Source organism: Methylobacterium sp. WL120 (assembly GCF_008039465.1).
Taxonomy (GTDB): domain Bacteria; phylum Pseudomonadota; class Alphaproteobacteria; order Rhizobiales; family Beijerinckiaceae; genus Methylobacterium; species Methylobacterium cerastii.
In genome coordinates, this window is record NZ_VRUT01000101.1 from 1 (window position 1) to 17,975 (window position 17,975).

Consider the following 17,975-nt stretch of genomic DNA (forward strand, 5'->3'; position numbering starts at 1 on the left):
GTATATAATACTTAAGTATTTAAAAACTATACTATCAAAATAAGAACGACGCTTCTAATTCGATAAGCGATCGAGACAAGCGCCAGTTTCATGATTTAAAATTAGATAAATTATTTACAAAAAATCGTTTTTATAGCTTTTCTATAGATTTACCGTCCCTCACACTTATGCAACCTAATATTCAATCCTGGGTTGTGTTTCCTGCGGTGATAGCACATCGTCAGGCTGCAATTGAGTAAAGTGAGGGAACATGGCACTCTCCATCAATCTTGGCCTCCTTGGCGGCGGCTCTTCTCCATCAAATTCAGCTGGAGGATTGTTGAACCTCAACCTGGATCCATTGCTAAATTTGAATGTCGGCGCGGGGGGGGCGAGCACAACCGGTACGACTGCTTCTTCATCAACGATCAATCTCGGCCTAGACCTTGGTACCGGGTCCACCTCTCACGACGGCGGACTCTTGGGTGGCCTCTTCGGAGGTGGCACGGCGACTGGGACCACTGGCCTTATTCCGGGTGGCATCTCAGGGATCGGCCAAACCATTATTGACCTGACGGGAAGTTTGCTAGGCGGGACGGGAACCGGCACCGGCGGGACGGGCAGCATTCCAACAAATGCTGGCACGCCTGGCCTTACTATCACGGGCACGTCGGCGTCTGAGACGCTCCAGGGAACCGCCGGCAATGATACCTTTTCCGCTCTCGGTGGGAATGACGTCATCTTTGGCAGGGGCGGCAATGACGTCGTTGATGGTGGCACCGGTATCGATACCTTCGTCACCAATGGTGCGATCACGCAATTCAATGCTGCTGCCCAAAATGGTGTCCTAGCCCTGCAAAACACATCTACTGGTGAAATCAGCTACACGGCTAATGTTGAGAGGATCTACTTCACCGATAACAAGGTCCTAGCGCTCGATTTCAATGGCGATGCTGGACAAGCATATCGGCTCTATCAGGCAGCTCTCGATCGGGCGCCCGATGCTGTTGGCCTAAAATATCATGTGACTCATCTTGACCAGGGCCAAAGTCTACACGATGACGCGCAAAGTTTTCTGACCTCTCCGGAGTTTAATCAGAAGTATGGTTCGAACCTTACGGACCAGCAGTTCGTCAACGCCCTGTACAGCAACACACTGCACCGCGCACCAGATGCAACTGGCTTTGCATACTGGACGAACAATCTAGCTAACCACACGATGGACCGTGCGTCAGTGCTCGTTGGTTTCTCCGAAAGTCCGGAAAATCACAACCAGACAGATCACCAGCTTCAGAATGGCATTCTGCTCGATTATGGTGTCGCTTGAAACTTAGATATTACGTTCCCGCCCAGCGTAATGCTGGGTGGGATTAAAATATTTCTTCGACATCGCTTTAGTCAGTGAGTAGCGATACGTGTAACAATTGTATTTAATTGGCAAACAATTTTAGACCATCGCCGCGCGGCTCTAGAAGGCCAAGATAAGATTTTTCATCTTATTTTTATTCAGATTTAAGTTGATCCTCATCATAGCCGTCCATGCAAATCAGGCCGATTGGCCTTCGTTTGCGAGCGCCCGCGTGAGAGCCAGAATGCGTCGTCGGAGCTAGCCGCGGAACATCAGCGCCGCCTTGCCTGTGCCCAGACGTCCGCCATCGCGAACGGCATCTGCAGGGCGGCTTCGACCATGATCTCGCCGACGCAGCGGTAAACGTCGAGCAGCTGCCACAGATCGAGGCAGTGGCGCGGCTCAGACATCGTCGTCGACCAGGTCGCGCACCATGGCGTCGCGCTCGGCCGTTGTGTCGGCGAGCCGGTGGATGTGAAGCTCGGTCGCGCCGTTCGGCGGCGGACGCCGAGGACTACCGCGCTAGGCGTCTCGATCGTGCCGGCGTCGGCGAGGTCATGCACAATGACGACGTAACGCCGGCCCGACACGCCGCGCCACGAGCTCATCACCACGTGGGGCTGATCGCGAAGCCCGGCGGACATCCTGAGGCGCACCTCGCGCACGGCAGGCTGGTCCGGCTGGATCGCGCTCCGGAGCGCAAGGCTCCCGGATAAGTCGCGGCGGTTGGATCGCCACGTCGAGGATGTTGTCGCGGCCGCACTCCGGCCCCGAGACCGAGGAGGAACACACAAGGACCACGGCGAGGAAGGCGTTCATCGGCGAGGACCTTCAGAGGCTTCGAGGCCCGAGAGGGCGAGGATGACGATCGCCGCGATGAGGAGCCCAGCCGCGGTCGGCGCAAGCGACCGTGATCCTATGGCCCAGGCGGAGCACAGGCGGCGTTGGGAAAGGCGGGTGGCGTCAGGCCTTCAGGCCGAGCGGCGGGCCTGCATCCGCAAGCGCGCGCGGGCGACGTTGGCGAAGCCGTCCAGAGGCCGCCCAGCGGCGGCAGCGCTCCATTTAGGTCTGATAAAGCGCGGCCGAGAGTCGGCGCCCGTTCTTGGGGCTCCTGTGAGTCTGGAGGCAATGCCAGGGATCTCGGCATTGAGGGTATCAACCCCGCCATCCTCCGATTTCTGGAGGATTGCCTCGCTGCCGGCCATCCTCGTGAAGCTCTCCGACAACGAGGACGACGCCGACGCGGACCGCATGGCAAAGCTGGCCGCGGCGACTCGGGCCCGGCTTCTGGCGAAGTACGAGTCATCCATGGCGATGCTACGCGAGGATGCACAGCCGAGGGGTTGGGAGGGGTAGGAGGCAGTTAGCCTATGAACCGGCTCTTGTTCACCTAACCCTGGGCAATCTCGGCATGGCAGGTCGGCCAGCACCAAGTGAAGTGAAAAAGCTGACTGCCAGGCTTCTACTGGACTTATCTAAGCCGTACGAACAGCGCATAGTCGCAAAGATAATTCTCGCTGGGAGGGCGATTGATGCGCAGCGTCATTGCGACAGTGTGGCTTGTACTAGCCGCTGTATCCACCGCGCACGCAGCAGGTAAAGTGCTACCGAAGGCTGAGACAAATCAGAGCATCGAGAGACCTGACACATCGAGCCAAGATCGCGAGAAGAGGGCTTCGCAAGCTGCCGAGGAGCAAGGCATTCGCGACTCGAAATTTGAAGCCGCAGTAGCAAAAGCGACAAACTCCATATGTGTGGGATGTCAGTCCGCAGCTAAGCCGCAACGTACGAAATCGCTGCGCGCATCGTCGAGCCGTGGCATCAGGGATTGAGGCATCTTTCGATAGAGCACAGACGGGAACGCCGTCGATGATCGTCAGCAGCGTAGCGGTCCTGCGTCAGATCGCGGCTGGCCTGAGCGCACGGGGCATACCGACAGCCCGTGGCGGCACGTGGTCGGCGACCCAGGTCCAACGTGTTCTGGAGCGGGTGGGGTAGCGCAGGTACCAGGAGACGGCCTGCACGACGCCACGAAGTTGCGGCCTTTGAAATCGGTCTTGGCGCGCTGCTTCAGCGTCGCAGCAATGGCGTGAAGGATCATGGCCGGCTTCAGGGCGGAGGCGGCAAGCTGGTCAGGGACGGCCAACGATCCGTGAGTGAAGGGACGTGCGCGTTTGCGAAAGCCCCGTTGTCGACCAATACCCTTGCGACGACGCAAGGCGGCGTCACTCTGCACACCAAACGCCTTCACCCCGGACGATCTCATGCGTACACGCCTCCTCATCGCCGCTACGGTGGCGATCATCATCGCCTCCATGCCTGCCGAAGCCGAACAGCCCCCCGGCTCGGTGGGTCTCATGTGGAAAGAGCATCGCCCTATCCCGGCAGGAGCATCGCTCGGTCTACAGTGGGATGGCGTCTTTCAGGCTGCCCCCGAGGCGTTTTCAAGGGAGGAACCGCGCTCTGCAGGATCGGTGTTGCGCCGGGAGGCCCTGTTCACTGGCGGCCTCTCTGAGCGCCCCCCTGCTTCTCGGCTCGACGATGCCTCGTCTCTGCTCGACGCGGCGCTTTGCGACGGCACAGACGAGACGGCCAAAATTCAGGCGTATCTCGAAGGTCGCCCCGCCGGCGCTGTTATTCGCCTGCCCGCCGGGCGCTGGTGCTCCGTCACTTCGCTGAAGGTCCCCCCAGGAGTCACAGTCGAAGGGGCTGGGGGCGTGCCTGCCAATCCGGGCGGCACCAACCAGGGGGTGACACTGGGCCTCGTCGGCGGCATCCGCCTTGAACATACCGGCACGATCACCCTCAACGGTGCTTCGGGTTTGAGACGGACCATCGTGCTGCGCGCGGATAGGGGCGTGCCAATGTCTCTGCCAGCTGCGGACGGTTCGGCCTACAGGGGGGACTGCATCACCGCCGCTCCTGCGTCCGGCTCCCTCGGGACTGCCGGCGCCCGTGGGGCCGATGGATACGTCATCGAGGATGTGCTCTGCGTGGGGCAGGCCCGCGCTCTTGTCTCGGTCGGCGCATCTCGGGCAACCGTGTCGCGCTTTGCCTTCGACGTGAACCCTGGCGCACCCGGAAAAGCAGCGATCACCTTCAGGCAGTCGAGCGACGTCATCCGGGTGCGCGACCTGCATGGCTGGCCCTACGGCCGCTCAGACAAGAACGGGGCGGCCCTGCGGAGCGTCGGCACCGGTCTTCTCGTACAGGGCCAGAACGACGGGCTTCAGATCGACGGAGCGCTCCTGATCAACTTCGACATCGGAGCCGACTTTCAGAGTACCGCCGCCCTCGATATTGGCCGGCTATGGCTCGATACCGGTATCATGGGCCTGCCCGGCACCCGCGGCCTGCGGTTCGGGGCCAACGTCACCAACGTGAATATCGGGCTTCTTGAAGTGTGGGGCTCGGAGATCGGCCTCGAAAGCGCGGCTGCGAACGGCAACCGCAACTCCATTGCGATCGCCCATTTCGAGGGCCAATACGGCTACCCGCTGGAGATGAGCGGCGGGAACCTGCATATCGGCAACGCCACCATCCGGAATGCCCCAACGGGCACCTCGGTGATCGGCCTCAACAGCACCGCCTCGTTCCTGTCCGGTTTGTTCAACGTCGAGGTCAATCTGACCGTCCCGCCCGTCGCACTGACAGCCGGTGTTACGACGGACAAAGTCGCGGACCTGCGCGTTGTCGCCCCTTACCTGACATCAGGCATCCCGACCTTCGGCGCGCATAGACTAACATTTCCGAGCGTGCCACCGACTGATCCTCTAGCCATCCCGGCCCATAGCGACGAGGTGCGCATCAACGGCGTCATCAATAGTGGCAACATCTCGGGCTGCTGGGGCAGCCGGCTCATCACGATCGAAGGGAGCGCGAATGGCGGAACCCTCTATGCGGGCGGTAACATCCTAACAGCCTCGGGCCGGAACCGTGCTATGAATGCGGGGTCGGTCATTCAGTTGCGCTGCAATCCGACCCTCGGGAAAGCGATCGAGGTCTTCTACCAGCCATGACGGCAAGCCTCGCAGCTGAAATGGGCGGGGGGCCGTCCACCTCATCAAGCCCCCCTGACTGACCTCACCTGCTAATTTGCCGGCGTGTCAGGCCGTGTCAGCAGCGCTTCGATCTGCTGAAGGTCCCGCAGCAAACCCTGGAAGGCTAGAAGCGAGCCCCGCAACTGCGCCACCACCTTCTTGTGGAGCAACGGCTGTCCGTTCTCGTCGATGTCCTGCACCAGGGTGCACAGCAGGATGCTTGGGACACCGGTCGGGTTCAGGCCAAAGACCGGCGCCTCGTCGAAGTAGATGACCGGTGCATCGATTGCCCCCTCGACGGTGAGAGGACCGGTGGTCGCTTTGGCGGGCTGCTGATCTGGCATGGACTGTCTTTCTGATTGTAGCGCAGGGCAACGCCTGGGCGGGCCGAAAGGGCCAAGCGATGTTGGCCTGTCGCGGCAGCCGGCCCGACCCCCATTTCAATCTTTGTCCTACTGATCCGCGGCGAGGTTGCGTATCGGCCTCGCTGGTGAGATCCGGTGTTCCCCTGATCCTCCCCCGGTTCCACGGACACGGGGTTTAGCTCACGTTCCGTTCGGCCTGCTCGGGCGTGATATAGCCAAGTGTCGAGTGGATGGGTTGCCGATACAGCGCCATCCCGCGCCAGCACCTGTATCTAGATCCAAGCCCTATCCCCGCAAGGCAGCCATCATCGAGCGCTTACGATGTGCCTGAAAAACGACCATTTTCCTTACGCTCAAATGCGTCAGGATAGGCTGCCTGGAATTCAAAAATTCGGGAGACTGGACGCAGCGCAGGCGAGCCGATGCGGAGCCGTTCGCGTACAGGGAACAGCACGTCCACGCTGATTGAGCGTTATGAAATCTGGCCTCGCGCTTCGTTGGAGAACGCCGGGGCCAGTCAGTTTCAGCCGTTGCCTCCTGCCAGAGCCGAAGCCGGCGCGGTCACGGTCACCATGCCGGCACCACAATAAGGTTGGCTCCCTAGCGAATTTTGCATTTTTCTCAACCTGAGATAGTTTGTAAACCTATAGCCTGATATATAGGGTGAAGATAGTAATCTAGTTGCGTGCTGTAGCCTCAATGATTGAGACTCAAGGAAGATTTCTTTTAGAGAACGGCATCGAAGCACTCTGCGTTGCCCGGATCTCACCAAGCTCAGTCTTCGAGATAATAAGGCGCGGCGGAATGCTTCCGGTTCGGCGTGGCATGAAGGCGACTTGCTACCTTGACGCAGTCGGGGTTGTGCCTGGGCTGATTGGTGAGGTGAGCCCCGCCGGGTTCACGATGCTTGTCGAAGCAAGTGGAGAGCGTCAGACCAGGATTGAGGATCGACTGACGTGGCTCCGTGCCCGTGCCGGCGACACAACCGACCAGCGAAGTAATCCTCGGATCGTACCGGCTCAGAGGGCTGTCAACGTAAGGCTTCCGAACAGCCAGACGATTGTTGCTGAGATCCTTGATCTTTCGATGTCTGGCGCAGCACTCGCTACGAGCGAACGCCCTGATCTTGGGTCGGCCGTCACGGTGGGGAAGCGGTTCGCTACGGTTGTACGACAAACCGCGGATGGGATCGCCGTTCAGTTCAAACTCCCCTTCAGCCCGATCACTTTCAACGAACATGTGGTGCTGTGATGGGGCAACCGGTGATCGAGACGAAGGAAGGTTACATCCTGCTCGTGACGGACCGACTAGACCGCGGCGAGGCAGTTGCCGAGGCCCTTGGGATCGCCATGGACGTCCGCGTGACAGGGCCAGATTTCTACAACCAGGATCACGGCGACCTGTCAGGGGACGTCTGCGAGGGCGTTGTCACGGACATCGCCTTCAATCGTGAGGCCTCAGTCAAGTCCCTACGTCAAATCCTGCGCAACAAGAGCATGCGCGAGGCGCCGCTCATGAGCATGCTGCGCAAGGTCGACGGCAGCGAAGGCGAGAATAACTTCATGCGCGCCAAGGCCGTCGGCGCCAAGATCTGCCTCTCGGCGGCAACGCCGCCGCGCAAACTCGCGGCGGCGGTCGTGAACACGACGCATCCCGATCAAAGCATCGTAGATCGGATCGTCAACCGCGGGCTCGCCAAGTCCGGCTTGGCGGTGGGCGCCATCCTGAAAGTCGTCGATGCGGGCGGCGCCATCGACCTGCCGACCGTCGACGCGGGCGTCGATCCCGTCATCAACGCCATCCGGCATGGCGGCCTCGCACGCTGGCTCGACAGCGTCTGGGTCCACGACGACACCACCTACCAGCATTCCCTCCAGGTCGCGGGACTGGCCGCCGCCGTGGCAATGAACCTGCACTTCCCGAAGGCCGACCAGAAGCGCTTTATCCGCGCCGCCCTGATGCACGACCTCGGTAAGGGGCGCATCCCGCTCAAGATCCTGAACAAGCCAGGCAAGCTCGACGACGGCGAATGGGCCGTGATGCGTACCCATGCCAAGATCGGCCATGACATCCTCGTCCGCGGCGGCGTGACGGACGAACTCACGCTCAACACGGCCCTCCACCACCATGAGATGCTCGACGGCACCGGCTATCCCGACCGGCTGCGCGGCGACGGGATAGCCGATCCCGTCCGTCTCATGACGATCTGTGACATCTACGCGGCCCTCATCGAGAAGCGCCCGTACAAGGACGCCAAGAGCCCCGAGGAAGCCTTCGGTATCCTCTACAGCATGGGTGACAAGCTCGAACGCTCGATGGTGGACGCTCTCGCCAGGGCGGTCCTCAAACCCGAGGAGCGGGAGGCTGCCTGATGATCGTCCACAATCTTAGGGGTGTGAAGCGATCGATGCCGCGGGTGGGCGGCTTCCGCTCGTTCAACACGGCGCGGCGCACCATCCAGGGTTTTGAGGCCATGCTCTGGCTGCGCAAGGGCTTCGGGTTCGCCGGTGCATGGACAGTGCGGGAGCAGAACCAGCTACTCGCACTCTGCTTCGTGCTACCCCAAGGGAACAAAGGGTGAAAGCGGGACGGCAGAGGTCGTTCCGCGTCTCAGATCCGAGTTTGCGACACGCCCGCGGGACGTGGCACACCAGCGGCGGCATCGTCAGTTGCAGTGGAAGCTGGAGCGCCAGGCGCGCCGGGTAGGTTGCTGGACGCTTCGTTCAATCGGGGCTGGCAGTCGAGCCATAGTGAGGCAAGCCCGTCCCCCGATCCGATCACGGGGCGACGGGTGCTTCGTCCATCTCACCAGCGAACCGGTCCTGAGCCCGGCTTGGGGGCACGGTGCCTTCGATCGGGTACCGACAGCTCAACGGTGTCGCGACTGAAGAACCTTTGCTGTCTCACGGTCCGGCATGGGAGTCCCGACCCGCTGCTCCGTCGCGGTCAGGATCGCGACGGCCTGACTGATCCATGATGCGGGCGAGATCTGCACCGCGCTCGGCCTCTGTTTTGATGTAGCCGGCCCGGAGCGAGTGCGCCCCGAACGTCGAGGGATCGAGCCCCGCAGCGCTGCAGTGGAAGCCGAGATGAAGGCATCTGACAGCCACTGTATCGTCTGCTAGCCAATTAGTAGCATATCAACCTGTCGCTTATAACATCTCACGCGAGCTGCTGATTTGGATTTGGGCCGATGTCGAGTAGTATCAATGCGGTAGGCGTGGGTGGAACTTATACGCTACCATTCAAACCGGTAGGGCTGACGAAATCTGCCAACTCGGCTGAGACAGCCCATCCAGCGGCCAAGACGCAAGCCGCGGTTGCGGCAGCCCAGCAGGCGCTCGCCAAAGCCAACAGCACGGTGGACCAGGACAAGCGAACTCACAGTCCCGATTGCGCGGCCTGTGATCAAAAGCTGGTGGATAAAGCCCAGGGCGAGCTCACTCAAGCTAAGGCATCAGCAAGCGACCTAGCTTCGCAAACGTCCTTATCACTAGGTAGCAAAGTCGATTTCACTGCCTGACCATCCGGTCTTAAGGCGTGATTAGCAGTTTAGTGTCTGCATTCCTAGTGCTTATTTTTCATTTCCATTCTGATCTCTGCGTGTGATAGGGTAGTTTGTAATTTTGACACTAACATTCGAAAATGTGAATCGCCACAGTGTGCTATCGATGGCCAAAGATTTGCACACCAATACTGAATAATTATTCCATTTTGCATCTAACTCCGACGCCGGAAGTAATATTGGCTCTCGTCCAAAGCAATCGTTAGCCAGTCGTCCGGCAACTTCAATTAAGGGCAATACACGGTTAGCCGCAATGTGAGTCGGTCACAAGCAGCGGGAAGGTCTCCCGCATTGCCGGGTCGTGCCGGCCCCAGTTTGTGATTTTGCGCGCGGCGAGGTCGATGACCGACAGGCGGTCATGCGCGGGATCGAGGATGCCCGCCCCGACGATCCGCGCGATTAGCGCGGACGCCGTCTCGGGCGTTTGGAGGATGGAGAGCGACCCGTTCACGCTCACTTGGTTTGGCCGGCGGCCTCGGCGCACCTCGTCGCGCAGGCGGATAGCAAGTGAGCGGACGGCCCGGTGGTCGCCAGGCCCGATGTCGACGCTGAGGGCGTAGATCGGCATGCACTCGCCTTGTGGTCAGCTAAGATAGTTGACGAGCGAAAGCTTAGAGAGGGTCGAGGTGAGCTGGTAGCTTGCCTGCAGGCGGTTCTGTATGTCGAGCAGCTTGACCACGGTCTCCTGTATCGGTGCCTGCTCGACGCCTTCCAGAGTGTCCTGCAGGGTGTTCTGCGCGGCCGTGTTAGTGGTCGCAGCGTCCGACAGCCGGGTCGCGGCAAGGCTGAGCGACGTCACTATGTCTTGGACGCCAGGCGAGGTGTCCGCCGTGGCCAGCAGCGGCTTGGCCCGGTCGGAGATCGCCTGGTAGGCGGTTCCCGCGTTGGCCGATCCGCTGTCAGGTAGACCGAACGCGACGGTCGCGAGGCCGGCCAGCGTCGCGCGGATCGCCGCCTCGTTCGCGCGTCCGCCCGTCTGCACGGTGCCCGTCGCGCTGATCTGGACGGTTTGGCTCGCGCGTGGGTCCGTGCCCCCATCCTCGCCCTGGTACCAGACGACCGTGTTCTGCGGCGTGCCGGCCGTATAACCCGTCGGGTTCTTTTTAGCGTCGAACGTCACCCGCTGCGGCGTCACCCCGGCGGAGGCCGATCCCGTAAAGAAGTTCTGCGCAGCCCGGGCCGTAGCACTCGCCGTCAGCGCGCCGCCGGCTGCAGCCTGAAGCGCGTTTCCAAGGGCGGCGGAGAGGTTCGCGGCGGTCGCGTTGACGTCCGCGCCGATCTTGAAGGCGCTCGTTGAGTCCGCGGACGCGGTCGCCGCCGCAGCAAGTGTCACGGTCGTCGACGTCCCGTCGGGGAGTTTGAGCGCGAACGAGATCGTGTCGCCCGCGGTAGGCTGCGACGCTACGCCGAGGGTGAACGAGGCCGCGCTGGTCGGCGTGCTGGTGGTATATCCGACGGAGATCGCGGTTCCGGTAGCAGATGGCTTGCCCGCAAGGGTGAAGCCGAACTTGCCCCTGGTCGCGTCGTTGGTCTCTTCGCTCACTTGGACCGAGGCGGACGTCGGCTGGGTCTGCGTTAGCCGCCCGTTGCTCGCCGTCCCGAGGTCCGCCTTAACCTGCTCGGTGATCACGCCCTTGAGCCCAGCTTGTGTCGTGCCGTCGGCGTTCGTCAACCCGTCGATGATGGTATTGGCATCCACCACGGGTTGTGTCGTGCCGTTGCGGCCGCCGAACACGTAATCGGTCCCCGCCGATTGGTTAAACGTGTCGAGAGCCGACTGCAGGTTCCCCGTGGCGAGAGTCCGAGCGGTGGTCGTGTTGATCGGGATGCTCTGCAGACCGTTGGCGAGCGCGGTCTGGGTCCCGGTACCTATGGCCACGACCTGCGTTAGGCTCGCCACAGCGACCTTGGTCCGCGTCTGAGCGGCGGTGATGCCGGCGGCGTAGCCCGATAGCGCGCTTATCGTGGCCTGCGTGCCGAGTGCTGTGGCGCGCCCAACGCCGAGCCCCCCGTAGGTCTGCGCTTTTAGCCCCGTCGAGAGTTGCGTCGACAGGTCGTTGAGCTGCCCCTTCAGCGCAAGTAGCTGGGACGTGTTGCGGTTTGTAGCGTAAGAGCCGGCCGCGAACGGTGAGATCGTCGACATCGGGGGCCTCCCTCGGCCTGGTAGTGTTCCGCCCACGGGCGGGTCGGTGTTAGATCCGCAGCAACTGGTCGAGCATGTCGCGGGCGGCCGCGAGGATGCGGGCGTTCGCGCCGTAGGCCGTCTGCAGTGCGATGAGGTTGGACATCTCCGCGTCGATGCTCACCCCGGCCTGCGCAGAGAAGCGTCCCTGCGCGGTCGATAGGGCGACCTGCTGGGTATCGTCCTGCGCGGCGGCCTGGGACGCAGCCTCGCCTTGAGCGGAGATCACCCCCTGCGCGAACCCAACAACGGTGGCACTGTAGGGCGCAACGACACCGCCGATGCCACTGGAGGACGAGAAGGTCTGTTGGGTCGCGGTCAACGCGCTATAGATCGCCTGCGCCCGGCTGCCGGAGGCGTTGAGGTCCGTTGCGCTTGACGCGGTGAGGGCAGCAGTATTGCCGACAATGGCCGGATTGACTGCGATGCGCTGGGCAAAGCCCGTGAGCTGCGAGCCGTCGTCGAACGACCCGGTGTAGAGCTTTCCGCCCGACCCATCCACGAACAGAGCGATCTGTGGATAGCCGGATGCTGGCACGGTTGAGGTTGGCACCGTCGTGGTGGCGCTCGCCGCCCCAGCAATCTTGCCTCCCGCCGTGAGAGTTACGTTCGACCCTGTCCCCCCTGTCGCGCCCAGCGTCGGGAGCTTGTAGCGCGCGGCACTGGGATCTTGACCGAACGCCGTGAACGCGTCCTGGATCTTGCCCGCATAGGTCGCCGGGTCGCCGCTCGCGTCGAACGTCAGGGTGAGGCCGTTCGCATCGGTGGTCTGCCCCGCCGGGACGATGGTGCCGAACGGCCCCGCCGTCGAGGCAACGAGCGTCACGTTGCGCCCCATGCCCGAGGTATCGGTCACGGGGAAGGTCAGCGCGTTGCCGGCCTGCATCTTCGGTAGGGTGATCGTGGTCGCCCCGGCCGCGAGGCTACCGGATGTACCCGTGTTCGTCAGCGCGGTGGAGAGGCCGGCGGCGAGATCGTCGAGCTGGCGCTGGGCCTGCGTGAGGACTTGGTCGCGCAGCTCGATCCCCGCGGCGAGGCTACCCGAACGCAAGACACCCAGCGAGCCGAGGTCGACGGTCCCGCCCCCCGGCAGCGTCGCGGTAACGGTGCCCAACGTGCGGTCGGATGGGTTCGACGCGTAGGTCGAGGCCGGGCTCAGGGTGCCGCGGCCGTCGAAGCGCAGGGCAGTCGCGTTGCCGCGGTCGACGAGTGTGACACCGGTCTGCGTGAGGACCGTGACCGACCCGTCGCCCTGCTGGACCGTCTGCAAGTCCATGTAGGACGCGAGACCGTTGATCTTCTGGTCGCGCTGGTCCTGGAAGTCGGCTAACGCGGCGCTGTCGGTGGTGGTCTGGATCTTGGCGTTGAGTGACGCGATGCCCGTGAGCAAGGCGTTCGCGTCTCGAGTGTCGGCCCCGAGCCGCGCCTCGACACCAGTGCGCAGCGACTGCACACCGCTCGCGGCGTCGTTGATCGCCGCGGCCAGCGCGGACGCGTTGCCGACGACTGTGGATCGGGCCGCAGCGACGGTGGGGTTGGCCGCAAGTTGCTGCAGCGAGGCGGTAAAGGTGTTGAGCACACCGTCGAGCGCGGTCGAACTGCCAGGCATGCCGTAGAGCTTGTCGAGCTGAGTGACGATCGTTGACTTGGTGCTGGTATAGGCCGCCCCCGAAGTCTCCGAGCGGAGCTGCCTGAGGGCGGCCGCGTCGAAGCTACGCGCAACCGCCCCAGTCGCCACGCCCGAGTTGTACGGGCCCGTAGTGACGGAGCTGAGAGTGCGCTTGACGTAGCCAACAGTGCCCGCGTTGGCGATGTTCTGCGAGACAACGCCGATGGCAGCCTGTGTCGCCGCGAGGCCAGCGGTCGCAGTCGAGAGCGCGTTCAAGGACATGTTCGGCCTCCGCCTGCGTCGTCGTCAGCAGGGCTATCGGATGATGTTCATTAGGTCTGACATCATTGTCTGGGCCGTCGACATGACCCGAGTGTTCGCTGAGTACGCCTGCTGCGTTACGATGATCTTAGAGAATTCGCTCGCGATGTCGGTGTTCGACTGTTCGACGCTCGACCCCGTGAGCGTCCCGCCGTTCAGACCAGATAGCGGCACGCCGGACTCGGCAGTCTGCAGGTAGTTACCGGCGGAGTTGGGCTTCAGCCCGTCGGGGTTGGTAAAGTGGGCGATGCCAACGTTGGCGAGCGTGGCCACCGTGCCGTTCGAGAACGTGCCGTTGAGCTTGCCGTCGTCCCCGACGGCCACGCTGTTCAGCGTACCGGCGCTGTTGCCGTTCTGGGTCAGCGCGTTGGTGGACGCCGCACCGGTCGCGTTCGCGTACTGCGTGAGGCTGGATTTCGCGACGTTGATGTTGACCGTCCCGAGGTTCGTGCCGTTCACCGTCAGCTTGTTGATCGGGATCAACCCGGCGCTCGGCTCCGTCATCTGCCCGGACCCGTCGAAGGTCACTGCCATACCTGCGTTGGTCCAAACCGGTGAGGTAGCGGTCGAATCTGACTGATAGAACAGGTTCCACACCGCGTCCTTCTTATTCGCGGAGTCAGCATCGGACACCTTGGCCCAGCGGGTCGACACGGTCACCGGTGCACCGGTGGTGGTGTAGGCGGTCACCTGCGGGCCGATGATGCTGTTGTTGGTGAGCTCCGTGACGTCCTTGGCAGACGCGGTGCTCGGCCCCGCGTCTGTCGGCGCGGTGGTCGAAGTGACATTTAGCGTCGTGTTGGTCGGTTTGTAGAGGTACGATCCGGCCGTCGCGGACGTGGACGTGACGGGGGCCGAGGGGAGGTTCGCCGCGTAGGTGATCGTGTCGGTCGGCTTGGCCGGCAGCATCACGTTGGCGACCTTGATCGGGCCCTGGCTCGTCGTCTGCCCGGTGATGGGGTCGATGTTTTGGCCGAGCAGGTACCCGCCCGCCCCATTGACGAGGTAGCCGTCCTTGTCGGGAGTAAAGTCGCCGCGGCGGGTGTACATCGTTTGGCCGCTGAATGTCGCTTGGCCGTTGGCGTCGCCGGTTTTCTGCTGAACCGTAAAGAATCCCTGGCCACTAATCGCCATGTTGGTGGCGACCTGCGTCGAGGCAATGTTGCCCTGGATGGTGTTGGTGAGCTGGGCTTGGGCCAGCACCGTGCCGGCAACCTCGTGCTTGGGGGTCTGCTCGGCCATCAGATCGACGAAGCTGGTGTCGACGCGCTTGTAACCGGTGGTCTGCGAGTTCGCGATGTTCCCAGAGATATTGTTGATGGCGTAGGACTGCGCCTTCAGTCCGGAGACTGCCGTCTGCAGGGCGGAGAAAATGTCCATGTCAGGGGAACCTCATGCGGTACTGCGCTGTCTCCAAGCAAGGGGCGATCCAACCCATGACACCAAGCGGATCAACACCTTAAGCGCATCTAGCCGCAACGATCCGGCCGTGCCTCGGCACGTTTTGCCGGCGGCGTGCAGATCGTGCCGACTTAATTCGTAAGATTTCGGGCTAAGGGGGGAGTCCCGCCTGGGCGCTCAGATAAAGAGCCTGTTTGAGTTCCTCAGCCGGCCGTCCCCATCTGTCTCGTGTGCGAACAAGAATTCCGCCTGGCGGGGTGGAGTTGAGAGCAGATGTTGACGGACCGACATCGGACGCGTCATGAAGCGCGTCTGAAGGACATGGTGCTGCAGGCAGGCTTGGACGAGGTAGCTTGCTTTGTGGAGCGGGCAGATCCGCCCAGCAGTCCGGGAGCGACGCCTGCGCGCCAAGTGCTGGCAGCGATTGCTTGGCACCTGCGGGTTGGCGACGCGTGGCGGGCGCTGCCAGCGGGGTTTCTACCCTAGCGTACGGTCTACGGCTGGTTCCGGCGCTGGATCGAGAAGGGCCTGTTCGAGGACCTCATGCGAAATCTGACCCGCCGGCAACGACAGCGTTGCGGACGCCGGCCGGAGCCGCGGCTGGCAATCGTCGACACGCAAAGCATCAAGTGTATCGGCGTGCGCGGGCCGCGCAGCTATGACGGAGCCAAGAAACTGGTCGGACGCAAACGCGTTGTATTGGTCGACGCCGAAGGGCACGTGCTGGCGCTCGCCGTCGTGCCGGCGAACGTGCAGGATCGCGATACGCTACCGGCCCTCGATGACGGCAAGGAGACGTGGCCGTGCCTGCGACTGGCCATATTCGATGGTGCCTTCACAGTTGAGCGCTGCCAGGAATGGTGCCTCGTCCATGGCATGCGCCACCGCGTCGTCGATAAGGCGCCGGACCAGAATGGCTTCTTCGTCTTGGAGTGGCGCTGGGTCGTCGATCCTTCGACAAGCTCAGGATGAGGGGACCTTCGGCTGGCTCAGCCATTGGGGCGGCCTACACCGCGAGCGCGCCGGTCGCCTCGACGTCGCAACGGGTCGCCTCGCCTGCGTTACCAGCCTTATGGCCGCCAAGGCTCTTAACAATCCAGCCTGAAAGGAACCGACTCAAACAGGCTCTAAGACCGCTACAGACACGACTATGCTGCTGTAGCCGCGCTTGCAGCAGAAGATGCGTGGTCCAGCATTTTTCGCTCGTAAGCGATCAGTTCGCGTCCCTTCTTGATCGCAGCGTGGTAACGCTGCGCCTCAAGTTCTTGTTGGATCGCTAATATGTAGGGAGCCGTGCTCAGTGCCCCTGCCATCATGTCTGCAGCTTGCCGATAGAATAATTCCATTGCCTCAGAGGGATTATCGTTCAAGTAGATAATTTGAAGAGTAACGCAAATCATCTTAGCTGCGGTGTTTGCATCGCTTTCATGCATAATTTCCCGCTCACGTAAAAATTTGCATTTTGTCTCCATGATGATAGTAGAGCTTCGATCTCCATTCCTAATCGATGCGCCATTTATAATTAGGCGTTCATTAGGTTTCAGCGTAAGCTTAAGCGGCATAGATCTCGTCCCTTTTTTTAGTGGTATATCACCCCTCCATTAATCAATGGTTAATCATTCCAAGGTGAAGGCCGCATCTGTTACATCATTGGCTTTCGATTTAACGAGATTGTAGTGTTTAGCATCTAGATTGGCGAAGTCGTGATATAGCGATGTTTTGATCAGGAAGATCAGTAATGGCCGATGTAACTCTCCAGTCGAATATCAGAAGCAACCTTGTCGCTCTGCAGAATACAGCTGCTTTGCTATCGACATCGCAAGACCGACTTGCCACGGGTAAAAAGGTCAACTCAGCATTAGATAACCCGCTGAGTTTTTCTGTTTCGCAAAATTTGACTGATCGTTCGCAAAATCTCACGAGCTTGCTGGACGGAATGTCGAATGGTGTTCAGACCATTCAGGCCGCAAATAAGGGTGCGGATAGCATCATCAATAACCTTAAAGCTATCCAAGGTATTATTGCGCAGGCTAAATCTGCGAGTGGCGCATCGTCGACATCTGTTACCGGTAGTACCGCAACTCTTACCGCGGGATCGGCTTTTGTTGGAACAGGCAAAAGCTTGCAGATTAGCAATACTACAGATCACTCTGTAACAAACATTGATATTGATTCTGCAACCAGCGTTCAGGGTGTCATTGATGCTGTAAACAATGGCACCGGAGGAAACTATACAGCTTCACTTGAAGGTGGAAATCTCAAAATATCCGCCAGCACTGCTAAAACGGGTCAAACGTTCACCGCAGGTGTTGTAACTACAACTGGTGGCGCTGCGGATACTACGAAAACTACAGCTTTGTTCGGCAACGTCGGCGGAGCTCCGCTTGGTAGCCAGATCAGCAATGCTGTCTCGCAGACCACGCTGAACAGCTACGCGAAGCAAATCAATAATCTTATGGACTCAATCAGTCAGACCGCGTCTGACTCGGGCTATAATGGAACAAATCTTCTGAAGTCGACCAGCACGCTAAATGTTAGTTTTAATAAGGATGCAACTTCCAGTCAGTCTGTCAGCGGACAGGATCTTTCAATTAGTGGTTTTCTTCTTAGTAAGACCGCTAATGTAAATTCTGCGACCCTTGCCGATGTGACTTCAACAATCGAAGATAAGGTTGGCGCAGCTATTGATACTGCACGTGCATTCCAGGGTAGCTTGTCGACCAGCTTATCTATTATTCAGACTCGGCAAGACTTCTCGAAGAACCTGGTCAATATTCTGGACACGGGTTCCGCTAATCTCGTGAACGCAGACACGAACCTTGAGGCTGCGAACGTGCTGGCGCTTCAGACACGCCAGTCGCTGTCGCAGTCTGCGCTCTCGCTCGCTAACCAAGCGAACCAGGGCGTCCTGCAGCTCCTCCGCTAAGTGGGATAGCTTTGACGAGTAGAGTACGGCCGGGGGAAACCCTGGCCGTTTTTGTTTGGACTGACCTACTATAAGAACGTAAGCGGGGTCTGGAGCCGCCCTTTTTGATGAGCTGACGATGGTGGAGGCTGACGGTCCCTGGTTCGGATCGTTTTGTGTCTATGCTTGAGGATATGGTCGAGTTGCCGCGGTCGGTCCGCCGGCTTGAGGTTGTCACGGGCGTGGGCAGTCGTCGGCGC

Annotated in this window: 16 protein-coding genes and 1 pseudogene; 10 read left to right on the plus strand and 7 right to left on the minus strand. The window is 60.8% G+C overall.

What is annotated here, in order from left to right:
- The first annotated feature begins 250 nt into the window (after nt 1-250).
- A complete protein-coding gene (locus tag FV229_RS17845) occupies nt 251-1,306 on the plus strand; it encodes a DUF4214 domain-containing protein (protein WP_147753252.1) in 1,056 nt (351 codons plus the stop codon).
- A gap of 293 nt (nt 1,307-1,599) precedes the next feature.
- On the opposite strand, the gene FV229_RS17850 is transcribed toward FV229_RS17845, so the two are convergent.
- A complete protein-coding gene (locus FV229_RS17850; protein ID WP_348644187.1) occupies nt 1,600-1,992 on the minus strand; it encodes a hypothetical protein in 393 nt (130 codons plus the stop codon).
- A gap of 196 nt (nt 1,993-2,188) precedes the next feature.
- Between FV229_RS17850 and FV229_RS17855 the strand changes: the two genes are divergently transcribed.
- The 3 genes from FV229_RS17855 (at nt 2,189) to FV229_RS17865 (ending at nt 5,346) form a co-directional block, all read left to right on the plus strand.
- A complete protein-coding gene (locus FV229_RS17855) occupies nt 2,189-2,683 on the plus strand; it encodes a hypothetical protein (protein WP_147753253.1) in 495 nt (164 codons plus the stop codon).
- A 513-nt stretch (nt 2,684-3,196) separates the two neighbouring features.
- A complete protein-coding gene (locus tag FV229_RS17860) occupies nt 3,197-3,325 on the plus strand; it encodes a recombinase family protein (RefSeq protein WP_147753254.1) in 129 nt (42 codons plus the stop codon).
- A 266-nt stretch (nt 3,326-3,591) separates the two neighbouring features.
- Complete coding sequence (locus FV229_RS17865; RefSeq protein WP_147753255.1) at nt 3,592-5,346, plus strand: hypothetical protein; 1,755 nt, start codon at nt 3,592-3,594, stop codon at nt 5,344-5,346.
- Nucleotides 5,347-5,417: 71 nt separating this feature from the next.
- Here the strand turns inward: FV229_RS17865 and FV229_RS17870 are convergent, their stop codons facing one another.
- Nucleotides 5,418-5,711: a hypothetical protein gene (locus FV229_RS17870; protein ID WP_147753256.1), complete on the minus strand. Its 294-nt coding sequence runs from the start codon at nt 5,709-5,711 to the stop codon at nt 5,418-5,420.
- A gap of 702 nt (nt 5,712-6,413) precedes the next feature.
- Between FV229_RS17870 and FV229_RS17875 the strand changes: the two genes are divergently transcribed.
- The 4 genes and pseudogenes from FV229_RS17875 to FV229_RS17895 all read left to right on the plus strand — a co-directional run bounded on the left by FV229_RS17875 (nt 6,414) and on the right by FV229_RS17895 (nt 9,255).
- Nucleotides 6,414-6,983 (plus strand): PilZ domain-containing protein, encoded by a 570-nt coding sequence (locus FV229_RS17875; protein ID WP_238273184.1) that lies wholly within the window; start codon nt 6,414-6,416, stop codon nt 6,981-6,983.
- A gap of 11 nt (nt 6,984-6,994) precedes the next feature.
- Nucleotides 6,995-8,104 (plus strand): HD domain-containing phosphohydrolase, encoded by a 1,110-nt coding sequence (locus FV229_RS17880; RefSeq protein ID WP_187275186.1) that lies wholly within the window; start codon nt 6,995-6,997, stop codon nt 8,102-8,104.
- A 23-nt stretch (nt 8,105-8,127) separates the two neighbouring features.
- Nucleotides 8,128-8,313: pseudogene (locus FV229_RS17885) on the plus strand (IS6 family transposase); the annotation flags it as partial.
- 612 nt (nt 8,314-8,925) lie between these two features.
- On the plus strand, nt 8,926-9,255 hold the full coding sequence (locus FV229_RS17895) for a hypothetical protein (RefSeq protein WP_147753258.1): 330 nt from the start codon (nt 8,926-8,928) through the stop codon (nt 9,253-9,255).
- A 286-nt stretch (nt 9,256-9,541) separates the two neighbouring features.
- Here FV229_RS17895 and FV229_RS17900 read toward each other — a convergent pair whose 3' ends face one another.
- The 4 genes from FV229_RS17900 to FV229_RS17915 are packed head-to-tail and all read right to left on the minus strand — an operon-like array spanning nt 9,542 to nt 14,789.
- Nucleotides 9,542-9,865 (minus strand): hypothetical protein, encoded by a 324-nt coding sequence (locus FV229_RS17900; RefSeq protein WP_147753259.1) that lies wholly within the window; start codon nt 9,863-9,865, stop codon nt 9,542-9,544.
- A gap of 15 nt (nt 9,866-9,880) precedes the next feature.
- The gene (locus FV229_RS17905; protein ID WP_147753260.1) at nt 9,881-11,440 is read right to left on the minus strand and encodes a flagellin; all 1,560 of its coding nucleotides are present in this window, start codon (nt 11,438-11,440) and stop codon (nt 9,881-9,883) included.
- Between the two features lie 49 nt (nt 11,441-11,489).
- Nucleotides 11,490-13,370, minus strand: coding sequence for a flagellar hook-associated protein FlgK (gene flgK / locus FV229_RS17910; RefSeq protein ID WP_147753261.1), 1,881 nt, complete (start codon nt 13,368-13,370; stop codon nt 11,490-11,492).
- A 33-nt stretch (nt 13,371-13,403) separates the two neighbouring features.
- Entirely contained in the window at nt 13,404-14,789 is a 1,386-nt protein-coding gene (locus FV229_RS17915) for a flagellar hook-basal body complex protein (protein WP_147753262.1), read from the minus strand.
- Between the two features lie 564 nt (nt 14,790-15,353).
- Between FV229_RS17915 and FV229_RS17925 the strand changes: the two genes are divergently transcribed.
- Nucleotides 15,354-15,782: a transposase gene (locus FV229_RS17925; RefSeq protein ID WP_147753264.1), complete on the plus strand. Its 429-nt coding sequence runs from the start codon at nt 15,354-15,356 to the stop codon at nt 15,780-15,782.
- 176 nt (nt 15,783-15,958) lie between these two features.
- Here the strand turns inward: FV229_RS17925 and FV229_RS17930 are convergent, their stop codons facing one another.
- Entirely contained in the window at nt 15,959-16,372 is a 414-nt protein-coding gene (locus FV229_RS17930; protein ID WP_147753265.1) for a flagellar biosynthesis repressor FlbT, read from the minus strand.
- Nucleotides 16,373-16,548: 176 nt separating this feature from the next.
- On the opposite strand from FV229_RS17930, the gene FV229_RS17935 reads away from it, so the two are divergent.
- A complete protein-coding gene (locus tag FV229_RS17935; protein WP_147753266.1) occupies nt 16,549-17,736 on the plus strand; it encodes a flagellin in 1,188 nt (395 codons plus the stop codon).
- Nucleotides 17,737-17,975: the final 239 nt, after the last annotated feature.

Bases quoted from the DNA above. Each gene is read 5' to 3' on its own strand.
- FV229_RS17845 (WP_147753252.1), top strand. From the start codon at position 251: ATGGCACTCTCCATCAATCTTGGCCTCCTTGGCGGCGGCTCTTCTCCA.
- FV229_RS17855 (WP_147753253.1), top strand. From the start codon at position 2,189: ATGACGATCGCCGCGATGAGGAGCCCAGCCGCGGTCGGCGCAAGCGAC.
- FV229_RS17860 (WP_147753254.1), top strand. From the start codon at position 3,197: ATGATCGTCAGCAGCGTAGCGGTCCTGCGTCAGATCGCGGCTGGCCTG.
- FV229_RS17865 (WP_147753255.1), top strand. From the start codon at position 3,592: ATGCGTACACGCCTCCTCATCGCCGCTACGGTGGCGATCATCATCGCC.
- FV229_RS17870 (WP_147753256.1), bottom strand. From the start codon at position 5,711: ATGCCAGATCAGCAGCCCGCCAAAGCGACCACCGGTCCTCTCACCGTC.
- FV229_RS17895 (WP_147753258.1), top strand. From the start codon at position 8,926: ATGTCGAGTAGTATCAATGCGGTAGGCGTGGGTGGAACTTATACGCTA.
- FV229_RS17900 (WP_147753259.1), bottom strand. From the start codon at position 9,865: ATGCCGATCTACGCCCTCAGCGTCGACATCGGGCCTGGCGACCACCGG.
- FV229_RS17905 (WP_147753260.1), bottom strand. From the start codon at position 11,440: ATGTCGACGATCTCACCGTTCGCGGCCGGCTCTTACGCTACAAACCGC.
- flgK (WP_147753261.1), bottom strand. From the start codon at position 13,370: ATGTCCTTGAACGCGCTCTCGACTGCGACCGCTGGCCTCGCGGCGACA.
- FV229_RS17915 (WP_147753262.1), bottom strand. From the start codon at position 14,789: ATGGACATTTTCTCCGCCCTGCAGACGGCAGTCTCCGGACTGAAGGCG.
- FV229_RS17925 (WP_147753264.1), top strand. From the start codon at position 15,354: ATGCGAAATCTGACCCGCCGGCAACGACAGCGTTGCGGACGCCGGCCG.
- FV229_RS17930 (WP_147753265.1), bottom strand. From the start codon at position 16,372: ATGCCGCTTAAGCTTACGCTGAAACCTAATGAACGCCTAATTATAAAT.
- FV229_RS17935 (WP_147753266.1), top strand. From the start codon at position 16,549: ATGGCCGATGTAACTCTCCAGTCGAATATCAGAAGCAACCTTGTCGCT.